The 20,277-nt window shown below is 69.2% G+C and carries 25 protein-coding genes; 12 read left to right on the top strand and 13 right to left on the bottom strand.

Annotated features, from left to right (window positions below):
• Positions 1–70 precede the first annotated feature (70 nt).
• Positions 71–613, bottom strand: a complete 543-nt coding sequence (locus JL101_RS19295; RefSeq protein ID WP_228434978.1) for a TIGR02444 family protein — start codon at positions 611–613, stop codon at positions 71–73.
• A complete protein-coding gene (locus tag JL101_RS19290) occupies positions 603–1,688 on the bottom strand; it encodes an ATP-dependent 6-phosphofructokinase (RefSeq protein ID WP_203097769.1) in 1,086 nt (361 codons plus the stop codon). Before JL101_RS19290 ends, JL101_RS19295 begins: the two co-directional genes overlap by 11 nt.
• Positions 1,689–1,885: 197 nt before the next feature.
• Between JL101_RS19290 and JL101_RS19285 the strand changes: the two genes are divergently transcribed.
• The 3 genes from JL101_RS19285 to JL101_RS19275 all read left to right on the top strand — a co-directional run bounded on the left by JL101_RS19285 (position 1,886) and on the right by JL101_RS19275 (position 3,808).
• Positions 1,886–2,086 carry a YdcH family protein gene (locus JL101_RS19285; RefSeq protein WP_158046558.1) on the top strand — a complete coding sequence of 67 codons (201 nt, stop codon included), beginning with the start codon at positions 1,886–1,888 and terminating at the stop codon, positions 2,084–2,086.
• Between the two features lie 142 nt (positions 2,087–2,228).
• Entirely contained in the window at positions 2,229–2,696 is a 468-nt protein-coding gene (gene purE, locus JL101_RS19280; protein ID WP_203097846.1) for a 5-(carboxyamino)imidazole ribonucleotide mutase, read from the top strand.
• Complete coding sequence (locus JL101_RS19275; protein WP_203097770.1) at positions 2,693–3,808, top strand: 5-(carboxyamino)imidazole ribonucleotide synthase; 1,116 nt, start codon at positions 2,693–2,695, stop codon at positions 3,806–3,808. The genes purE and JL101_RS19275 overlap by 4 nt, the downstream gene beginning before the upstream one ends.
• Positions 3,809–3,821: 13 nt before the next feature.
• Here the strand turns inward: JL101_RS19275 and JL101_RS19270 are convergent, their stop codons facing one another.
• Together JL101_RS19270 and JL101_RS19265 are read right to left on the bottom strand one after the other, a co-directional pair.
• A complete protein-coding gene (locus JL101_RS19270; RefSeq protein WP_203097771.1) occupies positions 3,822–4,625 on the bottom strand; it encodes a DUF2189 domain-containing protein in 804 nt (267 codons plus the stop codon).
• 120 nt (positions 4,626–4,745) lie between these two features.
• A complete protein-coding gene (locus JL101_RS19265; protein ID WP_203097772.1) occupies positions 4,746–4,928 on the bottom strand; it encodes a DUF4169 family protein in 183 nt (60 codons plus the stop codon).
• A gap of 260 nt (positions 4,929–5,188) precedes the next feature.
• On the opposite strand from JL101_RS19265, the gene JL101_RS36540 reads away from it, so the two are divergent.
• From JL101_RS36540 to JL101_RS19245, 3 genes are all read left to right on the top strand, one after another.
• Positions 5,189–8,455 (top strand): AsmA family protein, encoded by a 3,267-nt coding sequence (locus tag JL101_RS36540; protein ID WP_203097773.1) that lies wholly within the window; start codon positions 5,189–5,191, stop codon positions 8,453–8,455.
• A 106-nt stretch (positions 8,456–8,561) separates the two neighbouring features.
• Positions 8,562–9,344 (top strand): 3-hydroxybutyrate dehydrogenase, encoded by a 783-nt coding sequence (locus tag JL101_RS19250; RefSeq protein ID WP_201078417.1) that lies wholly within the window; start codon positions 8,562–8,564, stop codon positions 9,342–9,344.
• A gap of 124 nt (positions 9,345–9,468) precedes the next feature.
• Positions 9,469–9,696, top strand: coding sequence for an HNH endonuclease (locus JL101_RS19245; protein WP_228434976.1), 228 nt, complete (start codon positions 9,469–9,471; stop codon positions 9,694–9,696).
• Positions 9,697–9,735: 39 nt separating this feature from the next.
• On the opposite strand, the gene JL101_RS19240 is transcribed toward JL101_RS19245, so the two are convergent.
• Positions 9,736–9,942, bottom strand: coding sequence for a hypothetical protein (locus JL101_RS19240; protein ID WP_203097774.1), 207 nt, complete (start codon positions 9,940–9,942; stop codon positions 9,736–9,738).
• Positions 9,943–10,226: 284 nt separating this feature from the next.
• Here JL101_RS19240 and JL101_RS19235 point away from each other — a divergent pair, with 284 nt between their 5' ends.
• On the top strand, positions 10,227–10,841 hold the full coding sequence (locus tag JL101_RS19235) for a PAS domain-containing protein (RefSeq protein WP_203097775.1): 615 nt from the start codon (positions 10,227–10,229) through the stop codon (positions 10,839–10,841).
• A gap of 9 nt (positions 10,842–10,850) precedes the next feature.
• Here the strand turns inward: JL101_RS19235 and JL101_RS19230 are convergent, their stop codons facing one another.
• From JL101_RS19230 to JL101_RS19215, 4 genes are all read right to left on the bottom strand, one after another.
• On the bottom strand, positions 10,851–11,453 hold the full coding sequence (locus JL101_RS19230; RefSeq protein WP_203097776.1) for a hypothetical protein: 603 nt from the start codon (positions 11,451–11,453) through the stop codon (positions 10,851–10,853).
• A 174-nt stretch (positions 11,454–11,627) separates the two neighbouring features.
• A complete protein-coding gene (locus JL101_RS19225) occupies positions 11,628–12,092 on the bottom strand; it encodes an RrF2 family transcriptional regulator (RefSeq protein ID WP_203097777.1) in 465 nt (154 codons plus the stop codon).
• Positions 12,093–12,187: 95 nt separating this feature from the next.
• Positions 12,188–12,412: a hypothetical protein gene (locus JL101_RS19220; RefSeq protein ID WP_201078427.1), complete on the bottom strand. Its 225-nt coding sequence runs from the start codon at positions 12,410–12,412 to the stop codon at positions 12,188–12,190.
• A 9-nt stretch (positions 12,413–12,421) separates the two neighbouring features.
• Positions 12,422–14,260, bottom strand: coding sequence for an ABC transporter transmembrane domain-containing protein (locus tag JL101_RS19215; RefSeq protein WP_228434974.1), 1,839 nt, complete (start codon positions 14,258–14,260; stop codon positions 12,422–12,424).
• A 183-nt stretch (positions 14,261–14,443) separates the two neighbouring features.
• Between JL101_RS19215 and rpmE the strand changes: the two genes are divergently transcribed.
• A complete protein-coding gene (gene rpmE, locus JL101_RS19210; RefSeq protein ID WP_037457659.1) occupies positions 14,444–14,668 on the top strand; it encodes a 50S ribosomal protein L31 in 225 nt (74 codons plus the stop codon).
• A 154-nt stretch (positions 14,669–14,822) separates the two neighbouring features.
• Here rpmE and JL101_RS19205 read toward each other — a convergent pair whose 3' ends face one another.
• Positions 14,823–15,224 (bottom strand): DUF1465 family protein, encoded by a 402-nt coding sequence (locus JL101_RS19205; RefSeq protein WP_203097779.1) that lies wholly within the window; start codon positions 15,222–15,224, stop codon positions 14,823–14,825.
• 267 nt (positions 15,225–15,491) lie between these two features.
• Between JL101_RS19205 and JL101_RS19200 the strand changes: the two genes are divergently transcribed.
• A complete protein-coding gene (locus tag JL101_RS19200; RefSeq protein ID WP_201078433.1) occupies positions 15,492–15,968 on the top strand; it encodes an Hsp20 family protein in 477 nt (158 codons plus the stop codon).
• A 67-nt stretch (positions 15,969–16,035) separates the two neighbouring features.
• On the opposite strand, the gene JL101_RS19195 is transcribed toward JL101_RS19200, so the two are convergent.
• Both JL101_RS19195 and JL101_RS19190 read right to left on the bottom strand, forming a co-directional pair.
• Positions 16,036–16,470, bottom strand: coding sequence for an acyl-CoA thioesterase (locus JL101_RS19195; protein WP_203097780.1), 435 nt, complete (start codon positions 16,468–16,470; stop codon positions 16,036–16,038).
• A gap of 45 nt (positions 16,471–16,515) precedes the next feature.
• On the bottom strand, positions 16,516–17,379 hold the full coding sequence (locus tag JL101_RS19190) for an alpha/beta fold hydrolase (protein ID WP_228434972.1): 864 nt from the start codon (positions 17,377–17,379) through the stop codon (positions 16,516–16,518).
• A 90-nt stretch (positions 17,380–17,469) separates the two neighbouring features.
• On the opposite strand from JL101_RS19190, the gene JL101_RS19185 reads away from it, so the two are divergent.
• The 3 genes from JL101_RS19185 to JL101_RS19175 all read left to right on the top strand — a co-directional run bounded on the left by JL101_RS19185 (position 17,470) and on the right by JL101_RS19175 (position 19,478).
• Positions 17,470–18,381 (top strand): LysR substrate-binding domain-containing protein, encoded by a 912-nt coding sequence (locus tag JL101_RS19185; RefSeq protein WP_203097782.1) that lies wholly within the window; start codon positions 17,470–17,472, stop codon positions 18,379–18,381.
• 76 nt (positions 18,382–18,457) lie between these two features.
• Positions 18,458–19,177: an AzlC family ABC transporter permease gene (locus JL101_RS19180; RefSeq protein ID WP_203097783.1), complete on the top strand. Its 720-nt coding sequence runs from the start codon at positions 18,458–18,460 to the stop codon at positions 19,175–19,177.
• Positions 19,167–19,478 carry an AzlD family protein gene (locus JL101_RS19175; RefSeq protein ID WP_203097784.1) on the top strand — a complete coding sequence of 104 codons (312 nt, stop codon included), beginning with the start codon at positions 19,167–19,169 and terminating at the stop codon, positions 19,476–19,478. The genes JL101_RS19180 and JL101_RS19175 overlap by 11 nt, the downstream gene beginning before the upstream one ends.
• Before the next feature lie 12 nt (positions 19,479–19,490).
• On the opposite strand, the gene JL101_RS19170 is transcribed toward JL101_RS19175, so the two are convergent.
• Positions 19,491–20,273, bottom strand: a complete 783-nt coding sequence (locus JL101_RS19170) for an alpha/beta fold hydrolase (protein ID WP_203097785.1) — start codon at positions 20,271–20,273, stop codon at positions 19,491–19,493.
• Positions 20,274–20,277 lie beyond the last annotated feature (4 nt).

Genomic DNA, 20,277 nt, shown 5'->3' with positions numbered 1-20,277 from the left:
GCATCCATTGCAGTCCCATGACAGAATAGACGCTGAAGCTTCGATATCTTCAGGAAACTCCTTGACGAGCCTAAAGTTCGATGGCGCCGCCGATTGAGTATGCCGTTTCGGCGACGGCGCGGAGCGCGTCCCGGCTTTCCCCCTCCAGGCCGGGGGCCGCGAGTTCCAGGTTGGCGAGCACCAACTCCGGCGAGGGCCGTCCCCGCGATGCAGCCGGGACGGGCAGGCAGCCGGCCAGCACCTCCAGCTCGATCCGCTCGGCCTCGATCTCGATCGTCTGGATCCTGGCGCGCAGTTCGCCGGTCCGCCCGGTCGGGGCGGGCGGCGGACCCTGCTTCAGCCGGCGCCTGACCGCGCGCAGCGGCCGGACCACCTCGCCGTGCCAGGCCTCTACCGCAGCGCGGGCCGCCCCCAGGTCCCGCGCCGACAGGCCGATGCCGCGCGCGGCCCCGGCCCAGGCCGCGAACAGAAGCACCGTCACGTCGCATCCGTGCCGATCCTGGAGCATCAGGCAGTGGCCCGACACCCCCGGCCGGCCGTAGAGCGCCAGGGCGAACCGCCACAGGTCACCGGCGGGGTCCGCCGCCGGCTCTCCTGCGCCGTCAGTCGCCAAGGCATATGCCCAGGCCGCGCGCGGTCTTGACCAGCGCGCCGTCCAGCTCGACCGCCTGGTAGCGGGCGATGGCGTCCTCGATCGAGACGTCGATCACCTCGCGGTTCGACCAAGCGACCATGCGGTCGAACTTGCCCTCGGCGATCAGGTCGACCGCATGGACGCCGAAGGCGGAGGCGATCAGCCGGTCGCGCGGGCTGGGCATGCTGCCGCGCTGGACATGGCCCAGCACCGTCACGCGGGTCTCGGCGCCGGTGGCCGCGGCGATCTGCTCGCCGATATAGTTGCCGATGCCGCCGAAACGCTTCTCGCCGCCCTGGTATTCCTTCTGGATCTCCTTGCCCTCGGTGGTCTTGACGGCTTCCGACACCACGACAAGCGCGAAGTTCCGGCCCTGGTTGCGGACCTGCCGGATCTTGTCGGCGATGCGGTCCATCTGGAACGGGATCTCGGGGATCAGGATCACGTCGGCGCCGCCGGCGATGCCGGCCGCCAGCGCGATGTGGCCCGCGTCGCGGCCCATCACCTCCAGCACCATGACGCGGGCATGGCTGGCCGCCGTCGGCTGGAGCCGGTCCAGCGCCTCGGTCGCGACCGCGACGGCGGTGTCGTAGCCGACCGACACCTCCGTCAGGCCGAGGTCGTTGTCGATCGTCTTGGGCACGCCGACCAGGTTCATGCCGCACTGCTGGGCCAGCTTCCGCAGGATCGCGAAGCTGCCGTCGCCGCCGATGCCGATCAGCGCGTCCAGCCCCATCTCCCGGTAGCCACCGGCGATCTCGGCGCTGCGGTCCTTCACGGTCCCGTCGGACATGGGGAAGGCGAACGGGTTTCCCCGGTTGGTGGTGCCCAGGATCGTCCCGCCCTGGCGCATCATGGAGCTTCCGACCATGTCCAGGTCGAGCACCTCGTACTGGACCGGCCGGGACAGCAGGCCCATGGTGCCTTCCTTGATACCTATCACCTGCCATCCATAGGTCAGCGTCGCCCGGTGGACCACCGCGCGGATCACCGCGTTGAGACCCGCGCAGTCGCCGCCGCTGGTCAGGATGCCGATGCGCTTTTCACCCTTCATGTCCGCCCGTCTTTCGCTGTGACCGGTGTCGAGGCCCCGTAGAGGGCCAGGGCAGTGTTACCAAACAGCGCCAATGCCGCAACCACCCATGCAAGGGTCTCACGGGTGGCGCCGAATTCTGTTATAACGCGCCCTCGACATCCCGGCCCCGATCGGTCCGGGCGGCCCCGGCTTTGCACGAAGATGCGTACCTACCGATGAATGAACAGGAAATATTGCAGCAGAAGCTGGCGTCGCTTCGCAGCGAGCACCGCGACCTCGACGATGTGATCGCCCGCATCGGCGAGCAGGCCCCCTTCGACCAGCTCCAGATCCAGCGGCTGAAGAAACGCAAGCTGTTGCTCAAGGACCAGATCGCCCGGCTGGAAAGCCGGCTGCTGCCCGACATCATCGCCTGACGGGCGGGGCGGGCTTGCCCCGCGTCCCCGCGTTCCTATAATCGCCGTTTTCCAAACTTCGAGCATCGGGCCGCCCACAGTGACCAGCGCCAACGCAACACCGATCCCCGATTCCGCCCCGGCGCCGCTGGTCGGCATCATCATGGGCAGCCAGTCCGACTGGCCGACCATGAAGCATGGCGCCGATGTCCTTGATGCGCTCGGCGTCCCGTTCGAGGCCCGCATCGTCTCGGCCCACCGCACGCCGCAACGCCTCTACGAATACGCCTCGGGCGCCCGCGACCGCGGCATCAAGGTGATCGTGGCCGGGGCCGGCGGCGCCGCCCACCTGCCGGGCATGGCCGCCGCGATGACCCCGCTGCCGGTGTTCGGCGTGCCGATCGAGAGCCATTCCCTGAAAGGCATGGACAGCCTGCTGTCGATCGTCCAGATGCCCGGCGGCATTCCCGTCGGGACGCTGGCGATCGGCAAGCCGGGCGCCATCAACGCAGCCCTGCTGGCGGCCGCCGTCCTGGCCCTGTCCGACGCGGGCATCGCCCGGGCGCTCGACGCATGGCGCGAACGGCAGACCGGCGCCGTGGCCGAGATCCCGGCGGAGGCCGCGCCATGACCGGCCCCGTGACGGGAGGTCCCGTGCGGACCGTCGCCCCGGGCGGCACCATCGGCATGCTCGGCGGCGGGCAGCTCGGCCGGATGACGGCGCTGGCGGCGGCCCGGCTGGGCTACAGGACCCATGTCTACTCGCCCGACTCCGACAGCCCGTGCGCCCAGGTCTCGGCGGCTGAGACCGTGGCCGGCTACGGCGACCACGAGGCGCTGGCCCGGTTCGCCCGCTCGGTCGACGTGGTCACGCTGGAGTGGGAGAACATTCCGGTCCAGACCGTCGCCTTCCTCGCCAAGTTCGTCCCGGTCCATCCCGGCCCCGGCGTGCTCGCCATCGCCCAGGACCGCCTGCTGGAGAAGGACTTCGTCAACCGCCTCGGCATCGCCACGGCGCCCTGGCGGCCGGCCCGCTGCCCCGGCCAGGCCGCGTCCGCCTTCCAGGAGATCGGGACGCCCTGCGTGATGAAGTCGGCCCGCATGGGCTACGACGGCAAGGGCCAGGTCAAGCTGACCGGCGACGTGGCGCCCGTGGACGCCTGGAAAAGCATCGGCGGCGTGGACGCCATCGTGGAAGGGTTCGTCGATTTCGCGCTGGAGGTCTCGGTGATCGTCGCCCGGGGGCAGGACGGCGCCATGGCGGCCTATCCGGCGGTCGAGAACCGCCACGCCAACCACATCCTGGACGAGACGATCGCGCCCGCCGCCGTGGCGCCGGAGATCGCGGACGAGGCTGGGCGGATCGCCTGCCGGATCGCCGAGGCGCTCCAGTTCGTCGGCGTGCTGGCGGTGGAGATGTTCGTCACCCGCGATCGCGCGGTGCTGGTCAACGAGCTGGCGCCCCGGCCGCACAATTCCGGCCACTGGACCATCGACGCCTGCGCCGCCAGCCAGTTCGAGCAGCTGGTCCGCGCCGTCTGCGGCCTGCCGCTCGGATCGGTCGAGCGGACGGCCGACGCCGTGATGAAGAACCTGATCGGCGCCGACGTGGACCGGTGGCAGGAACTCCTGGCCGAACCCGGCGCCCGGCTCCATCTCTACGGAAAGGCCGAGGCGCGCCCCGGCCGCAAGATGGGCCATGTGACGCGCCTCGTTCCCTTCGGATCCGCGGCCGGAACCTGACCGGCCCGTCCGCTCAGTCGCCGACGATGTCCTTGTAGGCGTGCCAGCTGGCGTGGGCGATCAGCGGCAGCGCCAGGGCGAGGCCGATGAAGGCGGTGGCGAGCCCGGCCGCGGTGAACAGGACGATCAGCCCGGCCCAGCCGGCCATGGTCTTCCAGTTCTTCATGACGCCGGCGATGCTGGTGGTGATCGCGGTGAACAGGTCGGTGTCGCGGTCCAGCAGCATCGGGATCGAGAGCGCGGTGACCGCGAACACGACCGAGGCGATCACGCCGCCGATGGCCGAGCCGACGATCAGGAACAGGATGCCCTGCTCGGTGAAGAAGACGGTGTTGACGAAGCCTTCGAGGGTCGGCGGCTGGTAGCTGAAGAACAGCGCGAACACCAGCAGGGCCACCCGGACCCAGAACAGCAGCATCAGCATCAAGGCCAGCCCGATTCCGGCGATCTGGCCGGCGTTGCGGGCATAGGCGCCGAAGGCGTCCATCAGCCCGGCGGGCCGCCCCTCGCCGTGCAGCCGGCTGACCTCGTAGAGGCCGACCGCGACGATCGGTCCCACCAGCATGAAGCCGGCCACCATCGGCAAGACCAGGTAGAAGAGGCCGACCGACGAGAGTCCGAGGACGAGCATATAGCTGATGGCCACCAGGCCGATGCCGTAGCTCAGGCTGACCATGGGGGCGCGGCTGAAGTCCTCCCATCCCGCGGAAAGCCATGCCCAGGGGCGGTCCAGGCTGACGGAGCGGATGTGCGGAACAGCGGATGCGTGAGACGAGCCGGCGTGCGAGCCGTTCGCATTGTTAGGAGCGTAAGTCATCGTGGCCTCCCCAAAAGCCCACACTGGGCAGCGATCTGCGACAATGTAGCGCATTTTACCTTTGGGGTAAGAGCGAATCTTTCACAACGCCGTGATTCTGCAAACTTAGCTTTCCGTTAACTAGACAGGATCGTCTATTTTCTTTCCCTCCAGCTCCTTCGTCCGCCGTGCCGCCTCGTCCTTCTCGCGGGCGCGCTGCTCGCGCGTGCGGCCGTGCTTCGCCCGGTTGGCCGCCGCCTGGGCTTCCCGTTCGCTCTTCTCCCGCGCCTTGCGGAAGCGGTTCAGATTGACGACGTCTCCCATGGGATGGTCCCGTCCTGTTGGTTGCCTGTGCCTACAAATCGCCTTGCGTAAGCCGAAATTGCGACTTGGAGCAATGGTGGTTTGCTTAAACACGCCTGCTTCTTTAGCTTAGCGCAGGTACCCGGTCCCGCATACTCGCCCAATCGGGCGGCAGCGGGATAGGACCGGCATCTATAGTACGGACGGCGCCCCCTCGGCGGTACCGGGACCCGGCCCCGGCGCTGCGAGCCACTGGAACGAATGGTATCGGCGGACCCCTCGTGAAGAAGCTTCTCATCGGATTCCTGGCCGTTCTGCTGCTGGTCGTCGGCGCCGTCCTCGTCATTCCCAGCCTGATCGACTGGAACAGCTACAAGCTGGACATCGCCGAGAGGATCAGCGCCGCCACCGGCCGCGCGGTCACCCTGGACGGCAATATCGACCTCGCCCTGCTGCCCCGGCCGACCCTGTCGGTGGCCGGCGCCCGGCTCGCCAGCCTGCCCGGCGCAGCGGAGCCGGACATGGCGCGGCTGCGCAAGCTGGATGTCCGAGTCGCCTTCATGCCGCTGCTGAGCGGACGCATCCAGGTGCAGAGCATCGCGTTGATCGAGCCCGTCATAGCGCTCGAGGTCATGCGCGACGGTCGCCGCAACTGGGACTTCACCCCGGCCGGCAATGCGGCGCTGTCGTCGAACCACCTCGCCGAGGCGGTGCAGCTCGACAAGGTCACGATCGAGAACGGCACGGTCATTTACCGCGACGCGACCGCCGCGATCCATGAGCGCATCGAGTCGGTCGATGCCCAGATCGTCGCCGGAAGCCTCGTCGGCCCGTTCCAGCTCCAGGGCTCGGTTCTGGCACGCGGGGTTCCGCTCGCGGTCGAGCTGACCGCCGGCAGGATGGGGGAGGGCGGCGCTCTGCCCGTCCGGATCGCCCTCCGCCAGCCGGACGCGGCCGGCACCCTGCGGTTCGCCGGTATCGTCATCACTGGCGCGGAGGCGCGGGTCCAGGGCGACCTCCGGGCGGAGGGGCCGGACCTGCGCCCGGCCACCGAGGCGGTGCTGAAGGCCGCCGGGGAGCCGCCGTCGGCCGAACTGCCGGGAGTGCTGCGCCAGCCCTTCGCCTTCCGCACCGCGGTCAACGCCTCGACACGGCTGGTCGAGCTGAACGGGATCGAACTCCAGGTCGGCGACACCCGAGGCACCGGCGCGCTCAAGTACCATCCCGCAGGCGCGTCCTCCCCGGGCGCGGCCCAGGGGCCGGCGAGCGGAGCCGCCGCCGGGCCAGCCCAGGGAGAGCTGGTGCTGACCTTCAACCGGTTCGACCTGGACAGCTGGGCGGCCCTGGGGGAAGACGGCGTGCCGGCCTTCCGGCTGCCCGCCGGCCTGACGGCCAAGCTGGCGCTCAACATCGACGCGCTCAATTACCGGGGCAACATCGTCCGGCAGGCGCGGCTGGATGCCGGCCTGGAGAACGGCTCCATGACGCTGCGCCGGCTTTCCGCCCTGCTGCCGGGTGGCGCCGACGTCGCGGTCACCGGCACGCTGGCGGCGGAACGCGGGTCGCCCGTGGCGGACGTCTCGGTCGATGCCAACGCCGACAATCTCAGGGCGCTGCTGGAGTGGCTGGGCTACTCGGTGGACCGCGTCCCGGCCGACCGGCTGCGCAAATTCTCCATGACCAGCCGCCTGACCGGGCGGCCCGGCAATTTCCAGTTCGCCGGGCTGGACCTCAGGGTCGATACCTCCCGGATGACCGGCGGCGTCGCCTATGTGGACCGCGGGCGCCCCGGCTTCGGCGCCCGGCTGGAGATCGACCGCCTCAACCTGGACGCCTACGCGCCGGACCTCACCGGGGTGACCGACACCGGGGAGGTCCATGTCCGGCCGGAAGGGGTCGCCCGGCCCGATCTCGCCGGGTGGCTCGAAGGCTTCGACGCCAACCTGAACGCCGAGATCGGCACCCTGACCGTCGCCGGCGTCCCGGTGCAGCAGGCCGGCTTCGACGGCACCCTGTCGAACGGGGCGCTGTCGGTCCGGCAGTTCCGCGCGGCCGATGCCGCCGGCGTGTCCGGCACGGTCCAGGGCGGCATCAGGAAGCTGAAGCCGCTCGACGACATCGACCTTTCGGTCGACCTTAAGGCCGGGTCCCTGGTTCCGCTCAGCCGCGCCTTCCCGGCATCCTGGCCGTCGGCGCTGCCGGCCGCCGACCGCCTGGGCGAGGCGGCCCTGAAGGGCAGGGTGGCGGGCGACCCGGAGCGGCTGGCGCTCGACCTGACCTTCGCGGGCGGCGGCGGGTCCGTCCAGGCGGGCGGCAGCCTCAGCCAGATCGCGACCGCGCCCAACTACGACCTGAAGGTCCGGGCCACCCATCCGGACGCGGCCCGGCTGGGGCAGCTGTTCGCCCCGGACTGGCGTCCGGCCGGCACTCTCGGCGGGTTCGACGTCTATGCGGAGGTGGCGGGCTCCGACTCGGCGCTCTCGCTCTCGGCGATTCAGGGGACGGCCGGACCGGTCAGCGTCCAGGGGGAAGCCACGATCGACCTCGCCGGCGAGCGCGCCGTCATCGACGCCCGCCTCCAGACCGGCGAGATCGTGATCGACCAGTTCCTCCAGGCATCCTCCCGGGCACTGGTCGTTCCCTCGCTGATCCAGCCCGCCCTGGCGGCGGAAGGGACCCTGTGGTCCGAGGCCCCGATCTCCCTCGACTGGCTGCGGGCCATCGACGGCAAGCTCGCGCTGACCTCCCGCGCGATCGTCCAGGGCGACCGGCGTCTGGCGGACCCCGCCGTCCGCGCCCGGCTGGAGGGCGGTACCCTCACCGTCGAACAGCTCGACGGCGGCGCTTTCGGGGGGCAGATCGGCCTGTCCGGCAGCCTGACGGCGGCCCCCGACGCACCCCCGCGGGTCACGGCCAAGCTGGCGCTCGTCGATGCCGACCTGGCCCGGCTCCGCACCGGACCGGCCGGAGTCGACCTCACGGACGGGGTCCTCAACCTCGACCTGGATATCGATACCGTCGGGAACAGCCCCGCGGCCATGGTCGCCGCCCTCGGCGGCACCGGCAGGGTCGTGGTCCGGGAAGGCACCCTCTCGGGGATGGACCTGGAAGGCGCCCTGGCCGCGGTGACCGCGGGCGACAAGCCGAAGCAGGCGCTCGACCAGCTCGCCAGGGCCATGGCCGGCGGGGAAAGCCCGTTCGACCGGCTTGCCGGGACCCTGAAGATCGACCAGGGCGTGGTCCGGTCGGACGATCTCGCCATGACGGCGCCGAACGCCGACATCACCGCCGGCGGCTCGGCCAGCCTGGCCGACTGGTCGCTCGACCTGGGCCTGGGCGTCAAGCTGCTCGCCGATCCCGAGCTGCCGGCTTTCGGCCTGACGCTCGCCGGTCCCCTGGACCGCCCGCGCCGTACGCTGGAGACCGGGGATTTGGCCGAAGTGCTGGAGAGCCGGGCCGCGGAGTCGAGCCGGCGCAAGGCGGCCGACGCCCGCCCGCTGCCGCCCGGCGCGGTGGTCGTCCCGGTGGAGCCGGCACCCGCCCGCTGATCCTTCGCCGCGGAGGTTTAGGCGGGGCGCACAGCGAAGTGCTTGGCCTGTTCCGCACCAGCGTCTATCACTCCTGTCGCAGCCTCGCCCTCGAAGGAGATCAAGAATGCTTAAAGGCAAGACCGCCGTCGTCACCGGCTCCACCAGCGGCATCGGCCTCGGCATCGCCGAGGCCCTGGCGGCCAAGGGAGCCGACGTGATGCTGAACGGCTTCGGCGATGCCGACGCCATCGCCTCGCTGACGAAGGGCATCGCCGACCGGTTCGGCGTCAAGGTCGGCTATGATGGCGCCGACATGAGCAAGCCCGACCAGATCAAGGGGCTGATCGACCATGCCACCGCCGAACTCGGCAAGGTCGACATCCTGGTCAACAATGCCGGCATCCAGTTCACCGCCCCGGTGGAGGAGTTTCCCGCCGAGCGCTGGGAGGCCGTCATCGCGATCAACCTGTCCGCCGTCTTCTACGGTGCCCACTACGCCCTGCCGCAGATGAAGCAACGCGGGTGGGGCCGCATCATCAACATCGCGTCGGCCCACGGTCTGGTCGCCAGCGTCAACAAGTCGGCCTATGTCGCCGCCAAGCACGGCGTCATCGGGCTCAGCAAGGTGATCGCGCTGGAGAACGCGGAGACCGGCATCACCTCCAACTCGATCTGCCCGGGCTGGGTCCTGACGCCGCTGGTCCAGAAACAGATCGACGCCCTGGCCGAGCGCAAGGGCCTGACCGGCGAGGAGGCGGCGCGCGACCTCCTGGGGGAGAAGCAGCCGTCGAAGCGGTTCGTGACCCCGGAGCAACTGGGCGAACTCGCGGTGTTCCTGTGTTCCGATGCCGCCGCCAACATGACGGGCACCTCCCTGTCGATGGACGGCGGGTGGACGGCGCAATAGCCTGTCCTGCCCGCGCTGGGGGAGGGGGCGCCCATGGCGCCTTCGCCCGGCCGCGGTGACGGAGGGAAATGATGCCGGGGGCGACTGCCCTCTCTGCGGCCGTCCGCTGGTTCCCGGACCCAGCGTGAACCTCCACCATCTCGTGCCGCGCACCTACAAGGGAACCGAGACGGTGGCCCTGCACAGGATCTGCCACGCCAAGATCCACATGGTGCTGAGCGAGAAGGAACTGCGCGACCACTACCATACGGTCGAACGGCTGCGGGAGCATCCGGAGATCGCCCGCTTCGTCCGATGGGTGGCCCGCAAGCCGCCGACCTTCATGACGAGACACCGGGCCGGGCGCCGCTGATCGCGGCCCCGGCCCGTTGCTCGCCGTGATCCCGATGGATCAGTCGTCGGGATTGGTCCGGGGGCGCAGGCACTCCGGCTGCTGGCTTCCGGGCGGGCATACCAGCTGGTCGGTGCCGAGGCCGTTGGTGGAGGTGCCGGCGGGAGAGGTGGCCGGCGGGTCGGACCGTCCCATCATGTTGTCGCTGCAGCCGGCCAAGGCGAGCAGCAGGACTGCGCCGGTTGCAAAACGCGAAATCGCATTCATTGGTTTTCTCCTGTTCGCTTTTGCTTTTTGACAAGGCTAACGGCGATCCCGGGGCCCCTGGTCGCTGGAAAAGCAACGCAGCGTGCCGCTACATGTTCCGGCAGGAGTTTCCCACCGGCAGAATCTGCCGTCCCGTAGCCCCATCCGGCCGGGTCCGTCTTCTTCCCGCCATGGGTCACAGTTTTGGAACAGGTGATTTAGCCTGAATTTTCCGGAGTGGCATACTTCCTGCTTATCTCCGGTGTGCCAGGAAGATCCCTGGCGCCCCTACCGGCGAGGCCCTCATGTCCATTGCGCAAACCGTCACGGCTCAGTGGGAACGGTTCTACAGCGAACCTTCCATCGCCAACCCTGTGGCGGCTGCCGGGATAGGCGACGGCTTCTCCTGGAACCTCAGCAGCTTCTATCCGGGCGACCAGCGACTCTGGTGCATGTACGAGCTTTGGCTGAGCCACCAGCGGGAGCCTGATTGTCCGCCGGTGTGGTCGATCGACATCGTGCCGGAGCTGGGCCCCTGGCTGCCGGACATGTTCGAGGTCAAGTTCACCGATGCCGGGACCCGCCTGACGCGGTTCGGCAGCGGCCTCGTCCGGACCCTCGGCGTCGACCTGTCCGGCCGCCATCTCGGCGCGGCCCTCCTGGGTCCGGGGAGCGAGCGCCTCGAAGCCGATTGCCAGAAGGTCCGTGCGACCGGTCAGGTCACCTGGTCCGACGACGAACTGCGTCGGCGGGGTGCGGCGCCGGTGACCTGCGAACGCCTGCTGCTTCCCTTCGCGGACGCCGAGGGCCGGGTATCGCGGGTGGTCGGCTGCCTGTTCCTGCGAGGTCTCGGCCTCGCTCCCGGCTGGCTCGGCACCATCACCCGCTTCATCACCGTCAGGAGCACCCTGCTGGACTGAAGCCGCGGTCTACTTCCCCTGGTCGACCTGGCCGTCCTTGACCCTTCGCAGGACGCCGCTGATCGTCTTCAGGACCTTGCCGTCCGACACCCGCGAGAACTTGAGGTCCAGGCCATGGGGTGCGAGCGTGCGCTCATAGGTCTGGATCTCGTAGCCGCCGTCCTCCGTGATCAGCAGGGCCTGGACCGTCAGCGTGTCGTTGCCGAGATGCGCCCACAGGTACGGCTCGCCCGCCATCGGATCGAGCGGCATGAAGTGGCCGAACATGTTGCGCCGCTGCGCCGCCCTGAAGATGCCCGCCCGCTGGGTCGGCTCGAACGCGACCGAGTAGGACTGCTGCTTCGTCTTGCCGTCGATCCGCCGGGTGATCGTGGTCCAGTCCAGCGAGAAGCCGTCGTTTCCGTAGGGCTTGATGGTTACGGCCAGGTCGCGCTCGTTGAGGCCCTGGTCGGCCAGCGAGATGCTCTGGCCGACATAGTTGCCCATGAACTCCTGAAGCTTCCGCGTGTCCACGGCGCCGGCGCCCGCGGGCTGCAATGCCAGCGCCGCTGCGAGCACGAGTCCGAACACGAATGCCCGGAAGACCGAGGGCCGCTGGTGATTCCGCTGCATGACCTGCACTCCCGCACCGATGCCGCCGCGCCATGGCTGGCGGTCAGGCGACCAGCCGTGGGGCAGAGCATCTCAAATTCAGAATGCATTGAACATGGAGCATCGGGCGCCGTCTCGAAAGCTCCGCGCCGGAGGAATCTGGAAACGGAGGGGAAACCGCGCCTCCGGAAGCCTTCAGGCGGTGGCGGCGGCCGTCTCCTCGCCCGGCAGGGCTCCGGTCGCCCGCCGGTGCCTCAGGCCATCCTCCAGCGAGCAGTTGTCCAGGATGTCCGCCGTCGCATCCCGGACGCGCTGCATCAGCCAGCGGACCGAGCAGGTCTCCGCGTCGGTGCAGTCCTCGCACGGGCGGAAACTGCTTCGGCTGGCGCAGGGCAGGGGCGCCAGGGGGCCGTCCACGATCCGGATCACTTCGCCGAAGGAGATCGCGGCCGCCGGCCGGGCGAGGCGATAGCCGCCGTTCTTGCCCCGGCGGCTGTCCAGCAGGCCCCGCTTGCGCAGGTCCACCAGGATCGCCTCCAGGAACTTGCGCGGGACGTTCTCCCGTTCGGCGATGTCGGCGATCATGACCAGATCGTCCTCCGGCAGCTCCGCCAGCATCAGGAGGGCGCGAAGGGCGTACTTGGCTTTCTGGGAAAGCATGGGGGAAGGTGCCGCCGGGGCCGGAAGGTGGAAACGGGAAAAGGCGTCGCTGCGGGGCGTCGGACCGGCGGCCGGCCGAAGCCGAAAACCTGGGATCAGACCAGCAGGTCCAGGTACATGCCCCGGCGGTAATAGGAGGGCAATGTCAGGATGCCGTCCACCATCAGGCTGGCAAGCTGCTTCAGGCTCGGGACGCGCCCGGCATGGGTCCGCCTGCTTTTCGGCTCCTCGACCGGCCGGCCGGCCGGCGTGCGGCCGCTGCCGGTGTCGCTGCGGACGGGAAGATTCGTGTTCGGACCGGTGGGGCGCGTGTCAACCATGTCAAAGACCTACTCCGCTACGCCGCGCAAGGCAAGGGATTGCCCGTCATCCTCGCGAAGGTCGAACTGGAGCGACGCGAGGCGCGCGTACAAGCCTCCCTGGCGGATCAGCTCGGAATGACTTCCGGTTGCAACCAGCCGTCCCCCATCCATGACCGCGATGCGATCCGCGTTGAGCACCGTCGAAAGGCGGTGGGCGATGATCAGGGTCGTCCGGTTCTCCATCAGCCGCTCCAGCGCCGCCTGGACGACTCGCTCGCTTTCCGCGTCCAGGGCCGAGGTGGCCTCGTCCAGCAGCAGGATCGGCGGATTGCGCAGGATGGCGCGCGCGATGGCGACGCGCTGGCGCTGGCCGCCCGACAGCCGGACGCCCCGCTCGCCCAGATAGGTGTCCAGCCCGTCCGGCAGCTGCTCCAGGAAGTCCAGCGCGTGCGCCGCCTCGGCCGCGGCGCGGACCTCGTCGTCGCTGGCATCGAGCCGGCCGTAGCGGATGTTCTCGCGGGCGCTGGTGGAGAAGATCACCGGATCCTGGGGCACCAGCCCGATCCGGGCGCGGACCTCCGCCGGGTCCGCCGTCCTGACGTCGACTCCGTCGACCAGGACGCGGCCTTCCCGCGGATCGTAGAAGCGCAGCAGGAGCTGGAAGACCGTCGTCTTGCCGGCGCCGCTCGGCCCGACCAGGGCGACCGTCTCGCCCGGCTCGACCGACAGGCTGAAGTCGTCGAGCGCCGCGTCGTCCGGACGCGAGGGATAGTTGAAGCGGACGGCGTCGAAGGCGACGGCGCCCCTCACCGGTACCGGCAACGCGACCGGATCGGCGGGTGCCGTGATCTGCGGCACGGTCGCCATCAGGTCGAACAGCCGCTCGGTCGCCCCGGCCGCGCGCTGGAGGTCGCCGATGACCTCGCTGATGGCGCCGACCGACCCGGCGACGACGACCGCGTAGAAGACGAAGGCGGAGAGGTCGCCGCCGGTCAGGCGGCCGGCCAGCACGTCATGGCCGCCGACCCACAGGATGGTGCCGATCGCGCCGAACACCATCACGATGACGATGACCGTCAGGATCGCCCGCACCCGCACCCGGCGGACCGCCACGTCGAAGGCCTCTTCCACCCGGGTGCCGAAGTTGCGCCGTTCCGCGTCCTCGTGACCATAGGCCTGGACGGTGCGGATGGCTCCCAGCGTCTCGTCCACGAAGGAGCCGACGTCGGCGACGCGGTCCTGGCTCTCGCGCGACAGCTTGCGCACCCGGCGGCCGAACACCACGATCGGGACCACCACCAGCGGCACGACCAGGAAGACGAGGCCGGTCAGCTTCGGGCTGGTGATCACCAGCATCACCGATCCGCCGGCCAGCAGCAGCAGGTTGCGCAGCGCGATCGATACCGTGGATCCGACCACGACCTGGAGCACCGTGGTGTCGGTGGTCAGCCGTGACAGGATCTCGCCCGTGCGCGTGGATTCAAAGAAGGCGGGGCTCAGCCTGACCACATGGTCGAACACGGCCCGGCGCAGGTCGGCGACGACCCGCTCGCCGATCCAGGAGACCAGGTAGAACCGTCCGAAGGTCGAGGCCGCCAGGATGAAGATGACGCCCAGCATGACCAGGAGCGCCTGGTCCAGCAGTCCGGCGTTCCCGGCGGCGAAACCCTGGTCGACCAGGGCGCGCAGGCCGGCGCCCAGCCCCAGCACCGTGGCGGCCGCGACGACCAGCGCCACGACGGCGCCGGCGATCGCCAGGCGGTACGGTTTCAGGAACGGGATGAGCTGGCGCAGCGGGCCGAGGTCGCGGCGCTGGACGGACGCCTGCTTGGGCGTGGCCTCAGCGTTGTTTTTATCTCGAAACACCAGGAGGGATCCCGCAATGACGGAGCTTGAACGGCCTTTGCTGGTATAGCAAGCTGTCGCGAGGGCAACAAGCCGGGCCGCCCGCGTCACATCAGCCCGCCCGACCCCCGATTTCCGGATATGCCGCTTGCGTCCCGGCGAGCGGTCCGCTATAAGGCGCGCTCGTTTTCGGGGACTTGGGCCATGAAGAAAGACATCCATCCGGACTATCACGAGATCAACGTCGTCATGACCGACGGAAGCTCGTTCCAGACCCGGAGCACCTGGGGTAAGGCTGGCGATACGCTGCGCCTGGACATCGATCCTAAGTCGCATCCGGCTTGGACCGGCGTTCAGAAGCTGCTCGACACCGGCGGCCAGATCGCGAAGTTCAACAAGCGCTTCGGCAGCTTCGGCCTGAAGAAGTAAGCCGCTTCGGGGCGTCAAGCCCGTTAGCCGCGCGCTTTTGCAGGGCCTTGCCTGACATGAGATCGACACCGTGAAAAGGCGTCCGTGATACGGGCGCCTTTTCGCATGTCCGGCTCCGCTCGGCCGATCCGGCCCGTTCCGGCGAACGGGACGTTCAGGCGACGTTGCGCCTGACCTGCTCGTCCAGGCGGGCGACGCGCATGTACAGCTTGTAGCTCCGCTCCAGCAGGCTGCGCAGGCCGGATGGCAGTTCCTGGTTGTCGGGACCCGAAGGGTCGGTGCAGACGTCGCCGCCCGCCAGGGCGTATTCCTCGGTCGCGACCTGCTGCGCCGTGAGCTCGCCGGCGTGCACGGCCTTCTGTGCCAGCAGCCATGCCATCACCTGGGTCAGGCGGCTGGTCACCCGCAGGGATTCGTAGCTTACCTGCAACCGGACCTGGGGCGGCAGCCCGCGCTGGTCGGCCGCCTCGTTGTAGGCGATGTAGTTCCTCGCCTCGATGAGCAGCGCCATCGTCTCGTCGTATGTACGATTGAAGAAGGCTGTCGGGCCGCTCACTCTGTCTCCCGTCTCGGGGATCTCAAGTCCCATGATCGATGGTCCCAGCTACAGATTAAAAATGAATGACGCGCTCCGGGGCATCCCCAATCGCGCGGCGGCCCTGCGACAGATTCAACGATGCGAATCCCCTCTTGAACCCCGGGTCGGCGTGATTATCTCATCTGACGTGGACGGGGTGCCGATACCGGGCCCGGTTCACGAAGAGGAGGGGTTGGACCATGGTGGTGAACCCCGACGCTGATATCGCTCTTTGGAGGGTATGAAATGCGCACCTATGATCTGTCGCCGTTGTTCCGTTCTTCCGTCGGCTTCGACCGCATGACCCGTGTCCTGGAGTCCGCGCTCAAGGTCGATGACTCAGCCCTGTCCTATCCTCCGTACAACATCGAGAAGCTGTCCGACGATGCCTACCGCATCACGATGGCGGTCGCCGGCTTCGGTGCCGAGGATCTGGAGATCACCTCGCAGGAAAATCTGCTTGTGATCACTGGTAAAACTAAGAATGACGCGGAAAACGGCCAATACCTCTATCGCGGTATCGCAGGACGGGCATTCGAGCGCCGCTTCCAGCTAGCCGACCACATCAAGGTGACTGGCGCCAATTTGGCGAACGGTCTCCTGAACGTGGAACTCGTCCGCGAAATCCCGGAGGCGATGAAGCCCCGCACGATCAAGATCGCTTCGGCCGCTCCTTCCCAGGTGCTGGAGCACAAGCAGTCTGATCAGCAGCAGGCCGCGTAACGGCAGGCCTCTGCGAAGGTACGAACTGGCGGCGCCCCGGAAACGGGGCGCCGTCTTGCATTCCGGCTCACGCCACCAGCAGCCGTTCCATGCAGGCCCGCAGGGCGTCGGGGATCGGCACCGGACGCATGGTCGAGCGCTCCACGAAGACATGGACGAAATGGCCCGACGCAGCCAATTCAACGTCCCCCTCGGCGAACAGGCCGACCTCGTACCGCACGCTGGAATTGCCCAGCTTGCCTACCCGCAGCCCGGCGTCCACGGTCTGGGGAAATACCAGCGATTTCCTGAACTTGCACATGGTCTCGACCGCCACGCCGATGACCGGCGCGGCATGGATGTCGAAGCCGCCTTCCCGGATCAGGTAGCCGTTGATGACCGTGTCGAAGTACGAGTAATAGACCACGTTGTTGACGTGGCCGTAGATGTCGTTGTCCATCCAGCGCGTCGGGATGGCCAGGAAATGCCGGTAGTCCTCCCGGGTTTCGATCGCAGCAGTCACGTGCCGAACCTCTTCGCCTTGGTTTCGCGTCGTCGCCGGGCCCTTCTATTCGAAAAACGCCAGCAGGGCACGCGCGACCTCGTCGGGCGCTTCCTCCTGGAGGAAATGGCCGCAGCCGATCTCGCGGCCCGAGACCGCGTTGGCCCAGCGGCGCCACACGGCGAGCGGGTCGTAGGGCCGGCCGTCGGTCCCGCTGCGCGCCCACAGCGCCAGCACGGGGCAGGCGATCCGCCGCCCGGCGGCCCGGTCGGCGGCGTCGTGCTCCCGGTCGGCACCGGCTCCGGCGCGGTAATCCTCGCAGGCGGCATGGATCACCTCAGGCCGCCGGAAGCACCTGACATACTCGGCCAGGGCAGCCGGCTCCGGCACGTCCGGATCGGCGCACCAGCTCCGCACCGTCCGGGTGAGGTAGCCGGCGGGATCGGCTTCGATAAGGCTTTCGGGCAGCCCGCTTGGCTGCGCCAGGAACAGCCAGTGGTAGACGGCCATCGCCATCCCGGCATCCATCATCTCCCACATGTCCAGCGTCGGCACCATGTCCAGGACCGCCAACCGGCCGACGCGGCCGGGATGGTCGAGCGCCAGCCGATAGGCGACCCGGCCGCCCCGGTCGTGCCCGGCGACGCCGAACCGGTCGAAGCCCAGCCCGGCCATCAGCGCGACCTGGTCGGCCGCCATGGCCCGCTTCGAGTAATCGCCGTCCCGGGGCGGCGCGCTGTCGCCGTATCCCCTCAGATCGGGCGCCACGACGGTGAAACGCCGGGCCAGGACCGGGGCGACGCGGTGCCAGGTGACATGGGTCTGCGGGTAGCCGTGGAGCAGCAGCAGCGGCGGACCCTCGCCGCCGATCGCGGCATGGATCTCCACCTCCTTCAGGGCAACGCGCCGATGGATAAAATTCTCGATCAATTGGACCTCCCGATTGGGAAAAGCGTTCCCCCTTGGCAAAGCGTAAAGGTGCTGACGTCGCCGGGAAAATTCATAAGGTAAATGCGCAGCATGCCGTCCCGTCATGGTCCCTCGCCGCCGACCCTCGACATCGATCTTCTCCGGGCATTCCTGACCGTCGCCGAAACCGGCAGCTTCACGCGCACCGGCGAGATCCTGGGTCGGACCCAGTCCGCCGTCAGCGTCCAGATCAAGCGGCTGGAGGACCAGATCGGCGCCCGGCTGTGCGACCGCAGCGGCCGGCAGGTCGTACCGACCGAGGCCGGCGAGCGCCTGCTGACCTATGCCCGGCGCATCCTGGCGATCAACGACGAGGCGGTCGGCCGGCTGGTCGCCCCGCCGATCGGCGGCACCGTCCGGCTGGGCACGGCGGAGGAGTTCGCCACCCACTACCTGTCCGACATCCTGGGCGAGTTCGCCCGCTGCTTTCCCACCGTCACCCCCGAGATCACCGTGGATGCCTCCGCCGTGCTCCAATCCGGCGTGGAGGCCGGGCTGTTCGATCTCGTCCTGGTCAAGCACGTTCCCGACGAGAGCCCCGGCCGCACGGTCTGGCAGGAGCCGCTGCACTGGGTGGCGCGGGCCGACTGGAAGGACGCGGCGGACGGGCTGGTCCCGTTGGCGGTGTCACCGGCGCCCTGCCTCTACCGGAGATTCATGCTGTCGGCCCTGGGGCAGGTCGGCCGCTCGTGGGAGATCCGCTGTACCAGCGCCGCGGTCTCGGCCCTGCAGGCCGCCGTCCTGGCCGGTCTGGGGGTCACGGCCCTGGCGCGGAGCACCATCCTGCCCGGCATGCGGGTCCTGACCCCGGACGAGGGCTTTCCGGCCCTGCCCGACAGCACCATAGCCCTGGTGACCCGGTCCGGAGCCCCGACGCCCGCGGCGGACCGGCTGGCCCGCTTCATCCTGGACCGCATGGCGATACCGCACATGGCAGGCATACGGGCGCATAAACGACAATAACATTGACCTATCGCCCCGCGGAAGCTTCAATCCGGCCTCCTGTCCAGAAAGATAATGACAAGAGGAGAGCCGGCGAATGCCCGAAAACATCCAGCCGCTTCCCGGCGGACCTCCCATCGCCTTTTCCCGCGCCGGACTGGCAGCCGGCGCCCTGCGAACCCTCCCGATCGCGACGGGCGGGTTGGCGTTCGGCGTGTTCTACGGCTTCCTGGCCGGCCAGAACGGCCTGACCCTGCTGGAAACCTCGCTGATGAGCGCCCTGGTCTTCGCCGGCGCCTCGCAGTTCCTGTCGGTGGAACTGTGGGGCGACCCGCTGCCGGTCGGCGCCCTGGTGGCGACCGTGCTGGTGGTCAATGCCCGCCACCTGCTGATGGGCGCCACCCTCGCGCCCTGGCTCAAGCATGTCCGGCCGTCGCGGGCCTATGGCAGCCTGTATTTCCTGACCGACGAGTCCTGGGGGCTCAGCGTCGCCGACATGCGGAACGGCGGCCGGGACGCCGCCTTCCTGCTGGGCAGCGGCCTGACCATCTTCCTGTTCTGGAACACCGGGACCCTCGCCGGCCGGGTGTTCGGCGGGATGCTGCCCGATCTCGACCGCTACGGCATCGACTATCTGGGCACGGCCTTCTTCGTGGCCCTGCTGGCCGGCTTCTGGCGCGGGCGCGGCGACCTGCTGCCCTGGCTGGTCGCCGCCGCGGTCGCCCTGGCGATGGAGCGTACGATCCCCGGCACCTGGTACATCCTGGGCGGTGCCCTGGCCGGCAGCCTCGTGGGGGCGCTGCGCCATGCCCGCTGAAGCTTTGGACGGCTATCAGGGGGTCGCCACCATCGCCCTGATGGGGCTGGCCACCTACGCGACGCGGGCGGGCGGCTTCTGGCTGATCCGGCGGCTGCGGCCGTCGCGCTTCCTGGAAGCCTGGCTGGCCCAGATCCCCGGGGCCGTCTTCGCCGCCCTGTGCGCCCCGCTGGTGCTCAATTCCGGACCGGCGGGGTGGGGGGCGGCCCTGCTGACGCTCGTCCTGGCCCGCGCCACCGGCAATTTCCTGGTCGCCATGGCGGCCGGCGTTGCCGGCGTCGCCGTCCTGCGCCTCATATAGCCGCGCGGAGCCTCACAGGGACGCGCGGAGCGCATCGGTCACCGCATCGGGTTCCTCGACCATCATCATGTGGCCGGAACCCGCGAGCACCACGGTGTTCGATCCCGCGATCCTCGCGGCCAGCGCCTTGCCCGACTTGGCCGGGGTCATGCGGTCGGCGGCGCCCAGGATCAGCGTCGTCGGGCAGCGCACGTCGGGTGCGCCGCGCCATGCGTCGCAGGCCGCGAGGTCGGTGGCCAGCGCGCCGCGCGGCGCCCGCCGCATCAGTTGGATGCCGGTCCCGACCTGCCACAATCCCGGGGCCGCCGATCCGCCGCGCAGGGTGCCGAAGCCCCAGCCGATCACCATCGCGATCGCCCCGTCGTAAACCCGGTCGTCCTCCGCCGCGGCGGCGGCCAGCAGGTCGGGATGGACCGGCATGCGCTCCGCCACGCCGAGCAAGGCCAGCGCGCGTACCCGCCCGGGATGGCGGTTCGCCGTCTCCAGCGCGGCCAGCCCGCCCATGGAGTGGCCGGCCAGCGCCGCCTGCTCGAATCCCGCCGCCTCGATCAGCCGCGCCGTCCAGTCCGCCAGTTCCTCTATGCCGCCTAGCGCCGTCCCGCCGGAACGCCCATGGCCCGGCAGGTCGACCGCCAGCACCGAGCGGCCATGGTGGGCGAGATAGCGCGCCTGGAGGCTCCAGACGGAATGGTCCATGCCCGCGCCATGGATGAGCACCACCAGAGGGGAAGCCCGGTCCAGGTCCCGGCCGCCGGTCGCGGCGAAGACCCTGTGTCCGTCGACTGTCAGTTCCATAGCC

Source organism: Skermanella rosea (assembly GCF_016806835.2).
GTDB classification, from domain to species: Bacteria; Pseudomonadota; Alphaproteobacteria; order Azospirillales; family Azospirillaceae; genus Skermanella; species Skermanella rosea.
The sequence above is the reverse complement of the archived record's forward strand: the minus strand, read 5'-3'. Positions and strand labels throughout refer to the sequence as shown.

Coding starts and splice junctions, on each gene's coding strand:
- JL101_RS19235 (WP_203097775.1), top strand. CDS start 10,227: ATGTCCATTGCGCAAACCGTCACGGCTCAGTGGGAACGGTTCTACAGC.
- JL101_RS19265 (WP_203097772.1), bottom strand. CDS start 4,928: ATGGGAGACGTCGTCAATCTGAACCGCTTCCGCAAGGCGCGGGAGAAG.
- JL101_RS19230 (WP_203097776.1), bottom strand. CDS start 11,453: ATGCAGCGGAATCACCAGCGGCCCTCGGTCTTCCGGGCATTCGTGTTC.
- rpmE (WP_037457659.1), top strand. CDS start 14,444: ATGAAGAAAGACATCCATCCGGACTATCACGAGATCAACGTCGTCATG.
- JL101_RS19270 (WP_203097771.1), bottom strand. CDS start 4,625: ATGACTTACGCTCCTAACAATGCGAACGGCTCGCACGCCGGCTCGTCT.
- JL101_RS19170 (WP_203097785.1), bottom strand. CDS start 20,273: ATGGAACTGACAGTCGACGGACACAGGGTCTTCGCCGCGACCGGCGGC.
- JL101_RS19185 (WP_203097782.1), top strand. CDS start 17,470: ATGCCGTCCCGTCATGGTCCCTCGCCGCCGACCCTCGACATCGATCTT.
- JL101_RS19175 (WP_203097784.1), top strand. CDS start 19,167: ATGCCCGCTGAAGCTTTGGACGGCTATCAGGGGGTCGCCACCATCGCC.
- JL101_RS19250 (WP_201078417.1), top strand. CDS start 8,562: ATGCTTAAAGGCAAGACCGCCGTCGTCACCGGCTCCACCAGCGGCATC.
- purE (WP_203097846.1), top strand. CDS start 2,229: ATGGGCAGCCAGTCCGACTGGCCGACCATGAAGCATGGCGCCGATGTC.
- JL101_RS19285 (WP_158046558.1), top strand. CDS start 1,886: ATGAATGAACAGGAAATATTGCAGCAGAAGCTGGCGTCGCTTCGCAGC.
- JL101_RS19225 (WP_203097777.1), bottom strand. CDS start 12,092: ATGCTTTCCCAGAAAGCCAAGTACGCCCTTCGCGCCCTCCTGATGCTG.
- JL101_RS19290 (WP_203097769.1), bottom strand. CDS start 1,688: ATGAAGGGTGAAAAGCGCATCGGCATCCTGACCAGCGGCGGCGACTGC.
- JL101_RS19180 (WP_203097783.1), top strand. CDS start 18,458: ATGCCCGAAAACATCCAGCCGCTTCCCGGCGGACCTCCCATCGCCTTT.
- JL101_RS19200 (WP_201078433.1), top strand. CDS start 15,492: ATGCGCACCTATGATCTGTCGCCGTTGTTCCGTTCTTCCGTCGGCTTC.
- JL101_RS19220 (WP_201078427.1), bottom strand. CDS start 12,412: ATGGTTGACACGCGCCCCACCGGTCCGAACACGAATCTTCCCGTCCGC.
- JL101_RS19275 (WP_203097770.1), top strand. CDS start 2,693: ATGACCGGCCCCGTGACGGGAGGTCCCGTGCGGACCGTCGCCCCGGGC.
- JL101_RS19240 (WP_203097774.1), bottom strand. CDS start 9,942: ATGAATGCGATTTCGCGTTTTGCAACCGGCGCAGTCCTGCTGCTCGCC.